This window comes from Mesorhizobium sp. LNJC405B00, from assembly GCF_000502615.1.
Taxonomy (GTDB): Bacteria; Pseudomonadota; Alphaproteobacteria; order Rhizobiales; family Rhizobiaceae; genus Mesorhizobium.
This window is the reverse complement of sequence record NZ_AYWC01000003.1, coordinates 13,102-30,266: the sequence shown is the minus strand read 5'-3', so window position 1 is coordinate 30,266 and position 17,165 is coordinate 13,102. Positions and strand designations below refer to the sequence as shown.

General features: G+C 60.4%; 11 protein-coding genes and 1 pseudogene. 6 read left to right on the top strand and 6 right to left on the bottom strand.

All coding sequences use genetic code 11. The features are described 5' to 3' along the window. Nucleotides 1-40 precede the first annotated feature (40 nt). Entirely contained in the window at nt 41-943 is a 903-nt protein-coding gene (locus X756_RS158390; protein ID WP_023689391.1) for a dihydrodipicolinate synthase family protein, read from the top strand. A gap of 253 nt (nt 944-1,196) precedes the next feature. On the opposite strand, the gene X756_RS1000000168635 is transcribed toward X756_RS158390, so the two are convergent. Both X756_RS1000000168635 and X756_RS1000000166590 read right to left on the bottom strand, forming a co-directional pair. After that, nucleotides 1,197-1,337: a hypothetical protein gene (locus tag X756_RS1000000168635; RefSeq protein ID WP_023689392.1), complete on the bottom strand. Its 141-nt coding sequence runs from the start codon at nt 1,335-1,337 to the stop codon at nt 1,197-1,199. A 3-nt stretch (nt 1,338-1,340) separates the two neighbouring features. Beyond that, nucleotides 1,341-1,721 carry a hypothetical protein gene (locus tag X756_RS1000000166590; RefSeq protein WP_050589229.1) on the bottom strand — a complete coding sequence of 127 codons (381 nt, stop codon included), beginning with the start codon at nt 1,719-1,721 and terminating at the stop codon, nt 1,341-1,343. Nucleotides 1,722-2,113: 392 nt separating this feature from the next. Between X756_RS1000000166590 and X756_RS158395 the strand changes: the two genes are divergently transcribed. The 3 genes from X756_RS158395 (at nt 2,114) to X756_RS158405 (ending at nt 7,991) form a co-directional block, all read left to right on the top strand. Continuing rightward, nucleotides 2,114-2,572, top strand: coding sequence for a (2Fe-2S)-binding protein (locus tag X756_RS158395; protein ID WP_023729034.1), 459 nt, complete (start codon nt 2,114-2,116; stop codon nt 2,570-2,572). A 3-nt stretch (nt 2,573-2,575) separates the two neighbouring features. Further along, nucleotides 2,576-4,786: a xanthine dehydrogenase family protein molybdopterin-binding subunit gene (locus tag X756_RS158400; RefSeq protein ID WP_023689395.1), complete on the top strand. Its 2,211-nt coding sequence runs from the start codon at nt 2,576-2,578 to the stop codon at nt 4,784-4,786. Between the two features lie 1,141 nt (nt 4,787-5,927). Further along, nucleotides 5,928-7,991 carry a carbamoyltransferase gene (locus tag X756_RS158405; RefSeq protein ID WP_023689396.1) on the top strand — a complete coding sequence of 688 codons (2,064 nt, stop codon included), beginning with the start codon at nt 5,928-5,930 and terminating at the stop codon, nt 7,989-7,991. A 158-nt stretch (nt 7,992-8,149) separates the two neighbouring features. On the opposite strand, the pseudogene X756_RS01000000165250 reads toward X756_RS158405, so the two are convergent. The 3 genes and pseudogenes from X756_RS01000000165250 to X756_RS158415 all read right to left on the bottom strand — a co-directional run. Then, a pseudogene (locus tag X756_RS01000000165250) lies at nt 8,150-8,801 on the bottom strand (transposase); the annotation flags it as partial. A gap of 812 nt (nt 8,802-9,613) precedes the next feature. Then, complete coding sequence (locus tag X756_RS158410; protein ID WP_023729033.1) at nt 9,614-10,252, bottom strand: FMN-binding negative transcriptional regulator; 639 nt, start codon at nt 10,250-10,252, stop codon at nt 9,614-9,616. A 48-nt stretch (nt 10,253-10,300) separates the two neighbouring features. Beyond that, complete coding sequence (locus X756_RS158415) at nt 10,301-10,945, bottom strand: XRE family transcriptional regulator (protein ID WP_023729032.1); 645 nt, start codon at nt 10,943-10,945, stop codon at nt 10,301-10,303. An 89-nt stretch (nt 10,946-11,034) separates the two neighbouring features. Between X756_RS158415 and X756_RS158420 the strand changes: the two genes are divergently transcribed. Both X756_RS158420 and X756_RS158425 read left to right on the top strand, forming a co-directional pair. Beyond that, a complete protein-coding gene (locus X756_RS158420; protein WP_023729031.1) occupies nt 11,035-12,180 on the top strand; it encodes a PLP-dependent aspartate aminotransferase family protein in 1,146 nt (381 codons plus the stop codon). 546 nt (nt 12,181-12,726) lie between these two features. Beyond that, nucleotides 12,727-14,373 carry an MFS transporter gene (locus X756_RS158425; protein WP_023689403.1) on the top strand — a complete coding sequence of 549 codons (1,647 nt, stop codon included), beginning with the start codon at nt 12,727-12,729 and terminating at the stop codon, nt 14,371-14,373. 746 nt (nt 14,374-15,119) lie between these two features. Here X756_RS158425 and rlxS read toward each other — a convergent pair. Continuing rightward, nucleotides 15,120-17,090 carry a relaxase/mobilization nuclease RlxS gene (rlxS, locus tag X756_RS158430; RefSeq protein ID WP_023729030.1) on the bottom strand — a complete coding sequence of 657 codons (1,971 nt, stop codon included), beginning with the start codon at nt 17,088-17,090 and terminating at the stop codon, nt 15,120-15,122. Nucleotides 17,091-17,165: the final 75 nt, after the last annotated feature.

The window sequence follows — 17,165 nt, the reverse complement described above, 5'->3', positions numbered from 1 at the left end:
CGGCCACCTCTGCGCTCACACAAAGATCTGGAGCCTTGCCATGGCATTCCTGAGCGGTCTTTCCGCGTTCCCCATCACCCCGACCAATCGTGACGGCCGCGTCGATAGCGTTGCCCTGCGCAGGCTGATTGCTCGGCTTGGCATTGCTCAGGTCGATTCCATCGGTCTTCTCGGCAGCACCGGCACATACATCTATCTGTCGCGCGAGCAACGGCGGCGGGCGCTCTCCGAGACCTTGGACCAAACGGCGGGGCAAATGCCGGTCGTGGTGGGTGTGGGCGCGCTGCGCACCGATGAAGCCGTGGGGCTCGCGCAAGACGCCAAGGCCCTTGGAGCAGCTGCGGGTTTGCTTGCCGCCGCCTCCTACACCCCGCTTACTGATGACGAGGTGTTCGAACATTTCTCCACTGTGGCGCGCGAAAGTGGCCTGCCGATCGTCGTCTACGACAATCCAGGAACGACGCATTTCCATTTCAGTCCACCCCTTGTCAGCCGCCTGGCAAAGGTGGCTGGGATTGTCGCCATCAAGAATCCGACAGACAAAAGCGATGCGATCAAGAACCACCTGACCGCCCAGAGGCGCACACTGCCGGAAGGGTTCTCGATTGGCTACAGCGGCGACTGGAACGCCGCCGAGGCCATGATCGCCGGCGCCGACACATGGTACAGCGTCCTTGCGGGCATCCTGCCCGAGGTCTGCATGACGATCGTCACAGCGGCGCAACAGGGCGATGCGGCCGAAGCGCGACGGATCAATGCCGCGCTGGTCCCGATCTGGAGCCTCTTCAAGGAGTTCTCGAGCCTTCGCGTCGTCTATGCACTCGCTGAATTGCTCGACGTTTGCAGTGCCGAACCCCCGCGTCCCATCCTGCCTCTGCCCCCAGCAGCGAAGCGCCAGATCGCCGCCGCGTTGAAAGGTTTGCCATCGGATGCCAGCCGGTGAACAGCAAACCCCGTTCGGCAAGTGAAAGGAAGTGCATGTATTTACCCGCTCATTTCGAGAATTGATCGAAAACAACGCACTCGGCGTGCTGATAGCCATGGCTGGAGCGGTCTCGACGCCAATCACACCCCTTCGAACTCGACAATCGACTGCGGAGGTACAGACTGCGCAGGGCACTCCGCCCATGCCGCACCGTTCGCCTTCAAACTAGGAATCGGTGGTTTGTCCATTTGAATGGCATCGAGCCGGCGCTTTACTCCGGCCCGGTGCGCGCATTGAAGCCGGTGCCAATGCCGCCGGCGAACACCAGATTTCCGTCCTCGACATTCGCCAGAGCACGCTTCCCGACCGCCGTAACTGTTGCCGGGTTCGCAGCCGATGACGATGAACTCATCACTCAGCACGCATTTTGTCTCACCCAGTCTTGGCGCCGGCCGGATCGATATGGACTGACACGCAGCTTGGAGACGATGCCGTCGAGGCCGAACTGGCAGACTTGCGCGAGAATGTCGCTGCCGCCGCTGATCTCGTCGCTCAGAACGATGCCGTTTGGGCGGCGTCTCAGCAGGTTAACTAGCGCTTTGCGCCGATCGACGAGTGGCCGATCGCGAAGACCCTCGCCGTCGATCTTGAGCAGGTCGAAGCCGGCAAGCATGGTCCTGACGTCTCCCGCCGCGGCCAAGAACCCGCTGAAGACTGGGAATGCGCGACAAGCCTTCTGGTCAACGACGAACGCCTCACCGTCTATTATCGCGTCCGAGGCGCCGAGCTCGGCCACCGCCCGGGACGATAGTCGGAAACCTGAGGGTCCAGTCGTGGAGGTTGCGGGTCGAGGTAGGCCCCCATCGATAGTCGTCCCATTTCATTTCGTGTAGCCAATCAGGGCCCTGCCGGACGCGGCCGACCAGCGGTCGATGTTCGCGACGACCCGAATGTCCAGTCTCGTGTAACTCAGCCTAAAGCGGCCTGTCCGCCCAAAAAATGACATTCAGTTGCCTCCAGCCTTTCGACACGACCCACTTCACGATCTCGTAACTCGCCAACCTAGCGGCTTGTTGCTTGAGCTGCGCGTTCCTAGGGTGTGGTCGCTAGGCCTCAGCAACAAGAGCTCGGTTGCCAGGCGGGCGGAGGCTCAACGAGATAGCCAGCTCAGGACAAGGAGAGCAAGCAATGGTCGCTTTTACCCTCAATGGCGAGGCGCAAACACTCGACGTCGATCCAGAGATGCCGCTGCTCTGGGCGGTCCGTGACGTCATCGGACTCACGGGAACGAAATTCGGTTGCGGGCTTGCCCAGTGCGGCGCTTGCACGGTTCACGTTAACGGCATGCCGACGCGCTCGTGCCAGACCGCAGTCGGCGACATCGAAGGAGCCTCGATCACCACCATTGAGGGTGTGTCGGGCAAGATAGGCGAAACGGTCCAGGCCGTGTGGGCCGAGTTCGACGTACCTCAATGCGGCTATTGCCAGTCTGGCCAGATCATGTCGGCCGTGGCCCTCCTTACAGAAACGCCTAAGCCGACGGACGATGATATTGATTCGGCGATGAGCGGCAATCTCTGCCGCTGCGCCACCTATCATCGCATCCGCGCGGCCATCCACGAGACCGCCAACCGGCTGGAGACTTGAGGCATGTCGCAGTTTCTCTCGAAGCATAACTCCGTGCGGCCCACGCGCCGCCGGTTCCTCGTCGGCGCGGGCGTCACCACCGCTGGCCTCGCCGTGGGCTACCGGCCAGTGCTGGCGGCGTCCGACATCGCACAAACGACTACTGCAAAGGTTCAGGCGAACCCCTTCCAGACCTATGTCGAGATCACAAAGGAGAACCGAATCATCATCTACTCCTCGCAGTTCGAGATGGGACAAGGCTCCTATTTCGGCATCGCCACCCTGGTTATGGAAGAGCTCGACGGCGACTGGGCGCAGGTGGACGTGGTCGGCGGATATGGCAATACCGCGCTCTACGGCAATGTCGCCTGGGGCGGGGCCGCACAGGTAACTGGTGGCTCCACGTCGATGAGTTCGTCGTGGGAACGCTACCGCAAGGCGGGTGCTGCCGCACGGGCCTTGCTGGTGGCGGCCGCGGCGCAGCGGTGGGATGTGCCAGCCGGCGAGATCAAAGTCGCTTCCGGGGTCGTGTCGCACGCCTCAGGGATGCAGGCGCGCTACGGTGACCTGGCTGAAGCCGCAGCGGGAATGCCGGTTCCCGACGACGTGCCGCTAAAGCCGCGCGACAAGTGGGCCCAGATCGGATCGGACAGCCTCAAGCGCTACGATTCCGCCGGCAAGACCAACGGCGCGCAGACCTACACGATCGACCTCATGATGGAGGGACTCCAGACGGCCGTTATGATCCATCCGCCGAAGTTCGGCGCCGAGATCGAGAGCTTCGACGCAACCAAGGCCAAGGCACTCGACGGCATTGTCGATGTCGTCCAGACGCCGCGAGGCATTGCCGTGGTTGGCAGGGACACCTGGACGGCGCTGAAGGGCCGCGACCTCGTGGAGGTGACCTGGAACGAGGAGAAGGCCGAAGAGCGCGGCACGGCCGAGATCATGGCCGAATACAACAAGGCAGCAGACGATCTGGGCGCGGCCACCGCGCGCGACGACGGTAACACTCCCGCAGCGTTCGCCAGTGCTGAGAAAATCATCGAGGGGCACTACGAATTCCCCTATCTTGTTCATGCTTCGATCGAGCCACTCAACGCGGCCGCCCGAATCAACGAAGACGGCACCATCGACGTCTGGGGCGGACACCAGATGCCCGACCTTTATCAGGCGGCTGCCGCTCAGGTAGGCGGCACCACGCCGGACAAGGTGAGGCTGCACGTGATGAAGACCGGCGGCAGTTTCGGCCGCCGCGCGGTCTTGGATGCAGATGTCATCATCGAAGCTGTTTCCACAGCGCGTGCACTGGGACGCGGCAAGCCAGTGAAGGTGCAGTGGACCCGCGAGAATGACATGCGGGGTGGGCGGTACCGGCCGGCCTATGTGCACGCAGTCAAGGCGGGGCTCGACAAGAAAGGCAATGTCGTCGCTCTCCATGACCACATCGTGGGCCAATCGGTCTTGGGCGGTTCGACCTCTGCGGCGATGATCAAGAACGGCATCGATCCAACCTCCGTAGAGGGCGCCACCAACCTGCCCTATGCGATCCCGAACCTGAAGGTCGAGCTGACCACCACGGACGTGAACATCCCGGTGCTGTGGTGGCGTTCGGTAGGCTCCACCCACACCGCTTACGCGGTGGAAACCCTGATCGATGAGCTCGCCGCCGCTGCGAACCGTGATCCGGTCGACTTCCGCTTGTCAATGCTCGGTCACCATCCACGGCATGCCGCCGTGCTTAAAGTGGCTGCTGAGAAGGCAGGCTGGGACAAGCCTCTGCCGGAAGGCCGTTTCCGCGGCGTGGCCATGCATGAAAGCCTCTCGACCTATGTCGCCGATGTGGTGGAGATCACCCTCAACGATGAAAATGGTTTCAAGGTCGACCGCGTCGTCTGCGCGGTAGATTGCGGCACCGCGATAAATCCTGACCAGATTCGCGCTCAGATGGAGGGCGGTATCGGATTCGGGCTAGGCGCGATCCTCCAGGAGGAGCTGACCCTGAAGGGCGGTGTCGTAGACCAAGAGAACTACGATACCTATACACCGCTCAGGATCGAGCAGATGCCGCGAGTCGAGGTGCACATTGTGCCGTCCGAGGAGCCGCCCACGGGAGTTGGTGAGCCAGGTGTGCCGCCGATCGGCCCGGCCGTCGCCAACGCGCTACGGGCGGCGACGGGCAAGACTATCCGCAAGCTGCCGATTATAAAGAACATGTCAGGAATGACACCATGAAACAGCCGCGATGAAGATCGCGCCGTTTTCGAACGCCTCCTGACAGGCGCTCATTTCCATGGGTCAAATTCCGGCGGCTGCCCGCTCCAATAGCCGGTTTGGAGACGGCACCCCGTGTTCTGAACGACCACAGACGGGCCTTGGCGCCGGTTCCACTGAAGAACCGCTTTCGAGACGCAAATGCGTCCACTCCATTGAAGAGCACAACCGTATAGCACCAGGAAGGCTAGCTACCTCCATCGCTTCGGAGACCCAGGAACCCTCAGAAAACCGAACCTCCCGAGCTCAGAGGCGCTCGTGATCACAATCGCGCTGGTGCGTGGATCATTGTTCAAGGGTTTGCCGATAGGCAGGCGAGATGGCCGATCGACATGATCTTCGCCCGATGCCCTACAAACACAATGCCAGCCGCTGTCACGGAGTCGCGAAGACGAAGGCAATGAGGGTCGACGCCGATACTCGTCGTTTGGTTGACAGAGCGCTTGGAATGCCATGCGCTTCACATCGGAGTAGCCATCCGGGAAGCCTGAAGCGCTTTGAAAACGCATGTGCTGCGGCTGTTATTTATAGCGTGGATGACTTTGATCAAAACAATCGATTTCATCACTCTTCCGGAATCGTGCATGGACAAAAAAGAGCCTCACGCACCAATCACACGCTGCTCTATCGCGTGACGAAAGCTGCCTTAGGAATAATCCAAAGGAGAAAATCTTCGATGCGCCCTGACGTGCAGTGGAGGTCGTGCCGAGAAAGTGAGTTGCAACTGGCCGACAAAGTCGGGCGGTGCGACCATGGTCGCTTCGGAGAATGAAATCGGGCCAGTTCACGGGGGCGGTACTGTTATTCGTCGACGGCCGCCCTTCCCAAGAACAGGCGGCATCGCAAGTTGGTTCTGCCGATGAAAACGACATCGCCGGATACATGTCAGCAGCCGCTCAGGATTGGATGATCCAGCCAAGCTCTCGGCGTGATGGCACTGTAGGCGTCACAGTCGAAGCATCTCATTGATCGTTTATGAGGCTTTCTTCGATGCCGCTGATGCCTGACGGGCGGTCGCAGCTGCAGGCGACAACACGGCCTATTTAGTTGGAAACAGTCGAGGTAAGCCAATTTGGCTTCCCGTTACTATCTGGAGAAAGAAATGCTGTGCCTAGGAATCAGCGGCGGACTTGACCAAGTCCATGAAAACCGATTCGAACGTCCGAACGCCTTTATGCACGACGGCGCCGCGGTGCTCGTCCGAGACGGAAAGGTGATAGCCGCCGTAGAAGAGGAACGCCTCAATCGAATCAAGCACTCGAACAAGCTGCCAAGTGGTTCGATTCAATACTGTCTCTCGACGGCCGGGGTTCAGCTCAGCGACATTGATCGTGTCGCGGTCTACGCCAGCGAGCCCTATGCCAACGCCATGCTTGAAGGTATGTCCGCTTCCCAACCGGACATTCTCTCCACTCCGTTGGATGCTAAAATGTTGGTGCAGAACCTGTTAGCGCGTGAGTTCGGCACTAAGTTGGACAGTTCGCGTATTTCATTCGTAGGTCATCATCAGGCGCACGCCGTGAGCGCCTTTGCAATGTCGGGCTTCGAACAAAGTCTCATTCTAGCGATTGATGGCTGTGGTGATTTCCTGTCGGGCCTTGTGGCGGTAGGGTCTGGCACAGAAATTACGCAAATCGAGGCTTTCCCGGAGGACAATTCTCTTGGGCTGTTTTATCTCGAGACGATCCGCTGTCTCGGCTACGGCATGTTCGACGAGTATAAGGTAATGGGACTCGCGCCCTATGGCGACCCCGCTCCCTATCGCGAGCTCTTCGAGCAGTTCTACGAGCTCTCCGCCAACGGTGGCTACCGTGTTCACCTCGACCGCATCGGTCCGGCGTTGCTCCGCAACATCGAGATCAGGCGAAAGGGAATGCCTTTCACCCAGCAGCATCGAGATGTGAGTGCGTCACTGCAGGAAGCGCTTGAGCGGATCGTGTTCCACATTCTCCGGCACCACCGTGAGGCCACCGGCATGAAGCGGTTGTGTCTGGCGGGAGGGGTAGCCCACAACTGCACGATGAACGGCAAGCTGCTGTATTCAGGGCTTTTCGAAGACATCTTCGTGCAACCCGCGTCTCACGACGCTGGCTGCGCATTGGGAGCTGCGCTGATAGTCTCTAACGAGATGGGCCGCCCCGCGCCGCGTGAGCGACTGCAGGAGGTCTATTGGGGTCCTGATCTCGGGAGCGACCGCGCCGTGGAACAGGAACTGAATGCATGGTCCGGACATCTCGAGGTTGAACGCTCTTATGACGTAGCGAGCAGTGCAGCCCACTGGATCACCAACGGCGCCGTGATCGGCTGGGTGCAGGGTCGTTCGGAGTTTGGGCCACGTGCGCTGGGCAACCGCAGCATTCTTGCCGACCCTCGGCCCGCTGCAAACAAGGACCGGATCAATGCCATGGTCAAGAAGCGCGAAGGCTATAGGCCTTTCGCACCATCTGTGCTGGAAGAGGATGCGAGCGAATTTTTCGACCTCCCGGACGGTAAGCACGAATTTCCATTCATGAATTTCGTCGTTCGCGTGCGTGACTCAAAGCGCGCCTTGTTGGGTGCCATTACGCACGTCGACGGTACGGCTCGGCTGCAAACAGTATCGCGCGATGCCAACCCCGCTTACTGGGAGGTCATCAATGCGTTCAAGAAGCGGACAGGCACTCCAATTCTGCTCAATACGTCCTTTAACAACAATGCTGAACCGATCGTGGATACGGTTGCAGACGCGATTGCCACATTTTTGACGACAGAGCTGGATGGACTTGTGGTCGGGCCCTTCCTGGTAAAAAAACGGGCTGCAACGCTGCAGGATTGGACTGCGCTTGCGATTTCATTGCCTCCCTCAGTCTCCCTCCATCAAACCCGTGCTTACACAGCGCGAGATCATCAGGAGACTGTCTGCGAGATTATTCCGAACCACTCCAGCATTGACAGTGTGCGAATTTCAAACGACCTGTTTAATCTGCTGATGCGGATTGAGGGCGAAGCCGTGTTAAGCGATCACCTCAATATAATTGCGCCGGATAAGGCTAAGCATGAAGCTCTGCTGGAGGACCTGCGAAGACTGTGGGAGCAGCGCCTGGTTCGGCTGCATCCCTCACAAGCTGCTCGGATGGATCATGGGTCCGATAAAACGCCGGACCAGCCTAACAGGCTATCAATGTGATAGAGATGCCGCTCAAGCTCGGCCAATCAATAGTGTTCATCGACCCCGCCTGCGAGCTCACCGCTGTGATTAGGGGGGTCGAGGTCGCCCTGGTCAGTATGCTTAGGAATGCTATTGAATGGGTCGTGTGCCTGGGTTGGAAAGGCGGGTCTGGCCTCACCGGACTTCTGTGTCGAGAGGTCCAGCCCGCAAAACTTTAGAAACTGGCGATGATGACCTAAGCGGCGAAGATCGCCGGCTTCGGCAACGACGGTCAATGCCTCGATCGGTCCGATGCCCGGGATTTGTCGCAGGAGCTGATAATCCTGGCTGTGCCGCAGCAGATCGTCGGCCTGTGCTTCGATCTCATTGCGGTGCCGGATCAGGCTGCGTGCTTCGTCAATGACCATCTGGAACATGCGAATGGCAGGCGCATCAAGTCATCCAGTGGCAGCGGCAATCCGATCGATGGGCGCGCCGTCTCGAAAACATCGTCAGAATCTGTGTCTTGCTGACCTTGCGGCCGACGGCATCCCAAGCTGCTGCCACAAACTCCTCCTTCGTCAGCGCCGTGAAGCTTGCTGGGGTCGGAAAGGCATGGAGGAAGGCAAAGAACCGATCGCTGCGGCTGTTCCCCCGGAAGCGATCGATCTCGGGAAAATACAGCGGCTGGTAGTGTGTCAGCATGCGGTGCTGGATCTCGGTCTAGGCCCTGGCGATCGCTTCATGTGTCTTCGACAGTTCATGCACTTCGTTGATGCCGGCTCGCAGCGGATCATGGTAGACCTGCGTCGCCTGTATCCTGAGCATGTGTAGGATCACCTGGGCATCGATCTTCTTGCCGAATATGACGCCGAAGGCCTAAGGAAGCCCAGGCATCTGTTCTCGATTTTGCCTACTAGGCTGACGAGAAGGTCGCGTGCCGACAGCAGCACCCGCACGACACAGGTGCCGTGGCTCTTGATGCGAACCTGCTTAAACCATCCGGTCCGTCCGATCTGAGCAAGGCCCGCCGCTCGCGGCGGCCCGATTTGTCCGGCATCATCGAGAGGGCGGCGCTTGACACGATCGGAAGTCCGCGCTTCGTTAACTCGTTCCAGAGCCAGATCGCAAGCGGTCACGGCTCCATGCCGATCCGCTCCGTCTCCGCAGCTCCACAGTCCCGCCCGCATCTCCCGGTCGCGCCCGGGTAGCCATTGCGCTGCAAGGCGGGTCTGATCGCTACGGCGGCGCCGCCACCATCAGTCGGTTCGGCGACAAAGCCAATCATCTCCCGTAAGAGAAGTGCTTTCGGGCAAGTTCCGCAGGTTCAAGGAGATCGTTGACGGCGCCGCCACTTGGGAGCTGCGTCGAGTGCATGGTCGAGCTTGCCGCCCAAGGTACGTGGCTTCGAAATGCGTGCGATTGCGCCTCATTCAAGACCGGTAGCGGGTGGTCGCCGACATACAACGGGGCGCCGGCGACTGAAACGAACCCGTCGGCCACGACGGAGCAATCCTGCCGCCTGACCAGGCGCGTGGAAAAGTATCACAACGGTGACCACAGCGTCGCTTCAGGCCGTCAAAAGCTATTGCCGTGCGTCAAGGCGGGCTAGGTGACCCGTCGGAGGCCGGCACCAGCGGCTTTGTCGGGACAAGACCATGCTATTGGGATTTGGCCGCCGCAGCCGCGAGCATCGCTTCTCCCATCGCAATGGCCCCTTGGGCACGCAGCATTTCACCAGGGTTCTGAATGTCGCGCACCTCTTTGTTCTGGCTGAGTTTTGATTTTCCAACCAGGCCGGTGATCTCGATCTCCAGGGCGACGATTGCCTTGACCATCGTGTCGATGAAGTCCCTCGGCGCGTCGCCCATCTTCCATGGGACCGGCTGGGAGGTTTCTTGCATATGAGTGAGCTTCGCCACGTTGCGGCGCACATACCGCTCATCATCCCGGACAGTGATGCGTCCGTGGGCATGGACGACGAGATAGTTCCACGTCGGCACCTGCTTGTGGAATTCATGCTTGCTTGGATACCAGTTCGGCGAGATGTAAGCGTCGGCCGCACGGAAGATTACGAGAACCTCATCGCCATTGGCGACTTCCTCCCAGACTGGATTCTTGCGGGCAACATGGCAATTGAGGACGCCCTTGTCTCCCTTCGAGCGGTCGAGCTCAAAGGGGACGTGGTTCGCGTCGAGGATGCCTTTGCTGTGGGTGACCAGGATACCGAGCGGGTGTCTCTCGATAAGCTCGAACAGGGCGTTCTGATCGGGGACGGCAAAATGTGGCGGAACGTACAACGCTAAATCTCCTGTCGTGAATGGCGGCTGTTAGTGATCGGCGAAATCTTACGGAACGGGCCCCTGAATCTTCGCTGCCGTCGACGAGTGCCCCGGATCTCGGTGTCCACTACGCTCAAGCACCGCCATCGTGAAGTGGGCGGGCACATCAGATGCCGCCGCGTATGCGTGCGGTTGATCAGTGACAAGCCGCGCACTCTCGCCTTCGCTTAATATTACCACATGGGCACCTACCACAACGCTCAGGGCACCCTGACTGACCGAGATCAGCTCGCGCGTATCCGGACTATGAGCGTCCGCGGAAAACACGTCGCCCGGCATAATGACCCAGCTCCACAATTCGAACATCGTGCGCCCCGAGGTCGATGAATGAAGTTGTGCAAAGCTTCCCTTGGCGCTTGTCCAAAGTGTCCTTGTCTCTGTCCGCTCAATAGGAAGGCGAACTGTGGAAGCCTCGTCATTCAGCAAATCGGCCACGGAGAGCGAAAACGCCGCCGCCAGTCGGCAAAGTATGCCGATACTAGGGTTCGCCTTGCCTTGCTCCAGCGAGACGACGGTTCCTTTGGACAAGCCGCTCAGTTTTGCCAGTCGATCCAGGGTCAGATTTTGGTCGCGCCTCAAGTCTCGGATTCGAACCGCTATAGCTTTGCCAAGCACCTGCTCGGAACCCATCGCTGTCGTAACATCGGTCATTATATTGACTTAGGACCTCGGCTCACCTATTGTGGTCAGTATAATGACCAGGCCGAAATTGCAACTGCCCGTTAGGAAGGAAATGACCGATGCGTTTTGAGACGAAGACGATCCACTGCGGCCGAGGGGTCGACGCGTCCACGGGGGCCGTATCCATGCCGCTGCACACCAGCACGACGTTCGAACGCGGTGTCAACGGGTCATTTCCGTCCGGCTTCGAATACACAAGGGATGGAAATCCTACACGCAATGCGTTCGAGGCGGCCATGGCGACGCTTGAGGGAGGGGAAGACGGCATCGCCTTCGCTTCGGGCATGGCCGCAATCGCTGCAGTATTCGAGAGCCATCCGTCGGCGGGTCGGATCGTTCTGCCGGATGACATGTATTTCGGCATTCGTTCGCTGATCGAAGAGACCGACATTGGGTCTCGCTTCGACTTTGCCCCAGTCGACATGCGCGATTTGGACGCTTTGCGCGCCGCGGTGACATCGAAGCGGACTGGCCTCGTCTGGATCGAGACGCCGTCAAACCCGATGATCCGCGTTGTCGACATTGCGGCCATCTGCGCAATCGCGCACGAGGCAAACGCCTTGGCGGTGGTGGACAATACGTGGGCCACCCCAGTGCTTCAACTGCCACTCGAAATCGGGGCAGACGCGGTGATGCACTCGGCGACAAAGTACATTGGCGGCCACTCGGATTTGATGGCCGGTGTCGTCATTGTCCCAAACGCGTCACCCCTCGGTCGCCCATTGCGGATGGTCCAGAAACACAAGGGCAGCGTCGCAGCGCCCTTCGACTGTTGGCTGGCGTTGCGGGGTCTGCAGACATTGCCGGTCCGCATGCGCGCCCATTGCGAAGGCGCCCAGAAAGTGGCCGAGGCCCTGGCGTCTCATCCCCGCGTCGAAAAAGTGCTCTTTCCTGGTCTGCAAACTGATCCGGGACACGATCTTGCTACGCGGCAAATGAGCCATTACGGAGCGATGCTATCTTTTATCGTCGAGGGCGGAGCCGATGCTGCAATGGCCGTGGCCGGCCGCCTGAAGATTGTTGTCCGGGCGACAAGCCTTGGCGGGACGCATTCTCTGATTGAGCATCGCGCATCCGTTGAAGGTGCGAAGTCCAAAGCGCCAGGTGGATTGCTGCGAATTTCTGTAGGGCTTGAACATCCTCAGGACATTATCGATGACCTGATGCAGGCCCTAGGCGAAACCTGCAAAGCGGGAGTCCAATGACGGGTGCAAGACTCTGGCGCCGCTTTATGTGGCGGCTGGCGCAGCCGACGATCGGCAGAACAATGTTCCTGCTGAGTAGAACGCACGTCCTCTGGTGAACCGCTATCGCCGTGTCGCATCGTCTCGGGCGCGTGGTCGCATGGGTGATGAACGTCTTCGGGTTTCTGGACGATGGCCACGCGCTCGACCGGAAGCGGAAATACCCAGATTTGCCGTTGACCTACTGCTGCTCGACCTCGTCGGAGATCGCGTTCAACAGATGGGATGGATGTGCTGGCACTACGGCAGTTTGACAAGCCGGCCATCGGGGCGCTAGCACCGTCCAAAGCCAAGAGTCGCAGGGCAGAACTGACCGCACCAAGCGGGCTGCGGGACCCATCAGCTAACGGCCAGGTTGGTACCTCAACGCGCATCAGCACCGTGGATGCCACATTGTCCTTGTTGCGAGCGCGATCTCGGAACTTCGTTGTGACGCAGTCAGTGCACAGAGCCGCACCGCTGCAAGCAAATGAGCGGAAGAACGACACCCAGTGGAGGCGAGAAGTGATGCGGCGTCAAGATCCTCCGCGCTTTGCGGCAAACACACTGATCCCTCTTCACAACCCGGTCTTTCGTTCTATCTGGACAGCCACGCAGATATCCAGCCTTGGCTGGCTGGTGCAGAGCGTGGCTATAAGCTGGCTCATGGCCACGATTTCAGCCTCCGATCTGATGGTTGCGCTCGTACAGGCTGCATCGACACTGCCCGCGTTCTTCCTGTCGATCCTTGCTGGAGCCATTGCAGACAGCTTCAGCCGCCGTGGCGTGATGCTTGCCGGACACTGCCTGATCGCACTGGCATCCACGGCGCTGGCACTCTCTGTGGGACTGGGCTTTGCTAGTCCATGGCTGATCCTGGGACTGAGTTTCTTGGCCGGATGCGGCTTTGCCTTGAACGATCCAGCCTGGCACGCCTCGGTCGGCGATATCCTGGAAAAGCGCGACATACCCGCTGCAGTGACGCTGATGTCGGTGGGGTACAACGTGGTTCGGAGCATAGGACCGGCGCTGGGCGGTGTAATCTTAGCTTTGCTGGGCCCCCTTACGGCTTTCGCCCTCGCTGCGCTAAGTGACCTGGTCCCGTTGAGCGCTGTTTTGCGCTCACAGTGGCAAGTTCGCTCTTCGCCTCTTCCGCGCGAGCGGATGACTACGGCCATTCATGATGGCATGCGATTCACGGCGATATCCTCAGAGATCAGAGTGGCGATCGTGCGTGCAACCCTGTTCGGGCTATCAAGCATCTCGATCCTTGCTTTGCTCCCCCTCCTGGTTCGCGACCAACTGGCGGGAGGGCCAATTGTGTACGGCGTGCTATTGGCCGGCTTCGGCACAGGCGCCTTCATCGCCGGCATTGGCAGCAGCTACTTGAGACGCATCACGTCCCAGAACCGATTGATCACGCTCGCATCCGTTGCTTGCGCAACGTGCTGCCTTTTGATGGCCCTCACATCGTCGGTGGCTGTGGCGGCGATCGCGCTTGCAATCGGTGGCGCTGGCTGGGTTGTCACCTGGACCGGAACCGACGTGTGTGTGCAGTTGGCAAGCCCAAGGTGGGTCGTTGGTCGCACCCTGTCCATTTATTACGCCCTGACCTACGGCGGCATGGCAGCGGGTAGCTGGATCTGGGGTGCTGTCGCGCAGTACTATTCGCTGACGTGGGCTTTGGAAGGTGCTGCAGCGGCACTGTTGCTGGGCGCGGCTGTGGGAAAGCTATTGCCGGTGCGGCTATGGGAGGAATCGGATCAAGCGGCCGTCGACTTCAGGCCACCAGAACTGGCCCTCCCTTTGAAGCCCAGGAGCGGTCCGATCGTGATCAAGGTGGAGTACTCGATACTCGAGGAGAGTATCGATGAATTTCTGAGCTGCATGCGCGAAAGGCGGCGCGTTCAGAGCCGCGCCGGTGCGCGGGACTGGACCCTCCAGCGAGACCTTCAGAAGTCGACGCTTTGGACCGAGACATTCCGCACGCCGACATGGACGGACTATCTTCGTCTAAACCATCGACTAACGGTGAATGACAGGGACATAGGCGAGCGCCTTGCCGCTCTGCACATGGGTGATTCTCCGCCTCGCATCTCACTTTCAATCGAGCGGTCGACAAGCCCCGCCCCCGGCAGCCAAGTCCAGCCTGTGCCTTTTGTATCGCGCCCGTGAGAAAACCAAGACTTGTCTGGGCTTGCAAACGGAACGAGCTACTCCTTAATTTGCCTGCCCGGATTGCAAATCGTTCCGGCCGGTTAGGCGAACATGAGGATTCGCGTGGCAATTATGTCCATCACGGGTCCCATGTTCAGCCCGAGACTCCCCTCTCTGCCGCCAGATCGGCTTGAGCACGGATTCAGGTCGCCTGTCCTTTGCATAGCGGCGGGCAACGAATAGCGAGGGGGCGGAGGGTATCCCCGTCTGTGAAGCGGGCAGAGGAGGATCCGCAAGGCGGGTTGCTGGGGAGACGGGCCGCGCGCCTCTTTCCGCCTAGTTTTCTCCGTTACAAAGTCCCCCGGGACGGACTGCCAGTTCACGCCAGGGCCAACAGCATGCTCGCACGGGCGACCGCCGCGTCTGCCGGTCCTGCGAGTAGAATAAGAGGGGAAGTGCGGCTTCATCCTCGATGCCAGAACTCGCGTCGCCGTACCGCGGCCGCCAGAGCCCCTTGCGCTGTCACGAGTCAGCCCACCTTTCTAGCTGGCAGCGCATCGGGAGCCGATCCGCAGCACCTGTCGGCGCGCCTTCCGTGTCAACGCAGAACATGGTGCATATTCCCAGCGCTTTTTGACAGAGCGAACTACAAAATGCAGAACACTGACTCTCCGCCAAATGAATGCTGCGAGCAAGCAGCAGGCGGAGGAACTCCGTCTGGGCTGAGTATGTGTTTCAACGCAGACAAATAAATTATAGCCAGTTCACGAAACGCCGGGCCCGCTCCTCTGGCGTCCGATCATCCAGGAAATCCCCTCGGCGCGCACCACGCCAGACACCTCCTTGCCGATTTGATGCTCAAGCACCGGCCGCCAAGGCACCAGCGTGAACTCGCGCGATTTCTCGATGACACCGTATTTTCCGCCGGCGAGCTCGACGCAGCAGCGCAGCGTTCCGTCTATTCGATTGCCATGCTGCGCTTCAGAATACGAGAGCCCGAGTTCGTCCGAGAGCTGACTGGCAACACGGTTCAGCTCTCGTTGGCGCAGCATTGAAAGCATGTTGGCGCGATAGATGACCCGATCCTGCGCATCATGGGCAAGACCTTGCGCGATCAGCCACTGCTGTCGGCGGGCCTGGATCTGACGTACTTCGCGACCGAAGCCAGAGTCGCGCAAGGACTCAGGGTGGGCTGATACCAGCTCCTGGTCGATCCAGGTGGCGCCGTCGAAGCCTACTTGGCTCTCCAGCGGCATTGATGAGAGCTTGTCGACGACAACAGGCTGGGCCCTCGCTCGCTGACGCTCGTAATCCGCAACGCGGTTGAGATGGTCGGGCGCGACTGTCCATGTGCCGTCCGGCTCGCGCTCGACGCCACCGGTCGCACGGCGGATCGCCTCCAGTCGCCGCACGTGCGTTTCGGCAAAGCGTTCGGTGGCCGAGGGGTCATGCTTGAGATGGATATCGATGCTGTAGCGCCCGTCGTTGACCGTGGCGATGCCGGCAATTGTGCGGTCGACTTTTCTTGGCCCGGTGTCCCTCGGCCTGACCCGCACTATGCAGCCCTCTGGTGTCGGTTGGGTGGCCTCGCCTTTGCCGATATCAAAATAGTGGCTTTTGCCGTCCACGCCGTCGACGACGAGGTAATGGCGGTCAGTGATTTCGTCGGCCAGCCCGCGCCCGACGACACGTCCGACCACGGTTTGAGCCGACCCGTCGGATCGATCGTGGATAAGATGGTCGGCGGCACTGCGGACGAGCCCCTTGCCGGTCAGCTCGCGATGGATGGTCTTGACGATATCGCCGCGCGCGCCGATGCGGCGTAGCGTGGCTTCGAGCTCATCCTCCAGGCGCCAGCGACCGGCAGGCATCTCCCCGGCGAGGCCCATCCGCTCGAGCTTGCGCAGGCGGCCCTGGTGCAGCGTCTGGCGAAAGGTGTGTCGGCTGGCCAGTGAGACACACCCCTCATCGTCGCGCATGCGCATCAGCTGCCGGTCGATGCTGGTGAAGCGTTCCTGATCCATCTCCTGGCGCAAGCGCTGCTCGATCTCGCGGTCGGTGCGCGGGCCAAGGTCGAGGCTAACCAGTTCGGCTGCGCGCTCGCGCAAGCCAGAGGAGATGTAGTCACGCGCTATGACGAGGTTTTCGCCGTGATCATCCCTGCCGCGCACGATGATGTGGGTGTGGGGATGGCCGGTGTTGAAATGGTCGACGGCCACCCAGTCTAGCGTGGTGCCGAGGTCTTCTTCCATTTGCGCCATGAGGCGCCGGGTGAGCGGCTTCAGGTCATCATACTCGATACCGTCTTCAGGGGCGACGATGAAGCGGAACTGATGACGGTCACCGTTCGCGCGATCGAGAAAGGCCCTGCCGTCCGCGCGGTCATTGTCGGCAGCGTAGAGCTCGCCAGGCTCGCCTTCCCGGGTGACGCCGTCGCGCTGGAGGTAGCGGAGGTGCGCACGAGCCCCGTCGGCTCCCTTGCCGGCCAGCTTGACGATGCGTGCCTTGACGACTGCGCGCCGCTGCCGAAACGCCGCGTCGCGGTCGCGCGCTCTAAGAACGGCGGCAGCGGCCCCGCCGCGCCCCACCCGGCTTCCGATGAAGCGGCTGCCGCGTCCGCTCCTGCCGCCTGCTCGGTTGATCGCGGCCTGCACCTGGCCAGCGTAGCGTTTGCCCGCCTTCGAGCCGCGCGAGCCAATTTTGCCGAGCTTCGGCGTGAATTCGTCATCCTGCAAGCGGCCTCCGATGAACCAGCAGCAAAATCAGAAGCTTGCCCGCCAGACCCTCCTGGACCCGGAGGCAACCTCCTG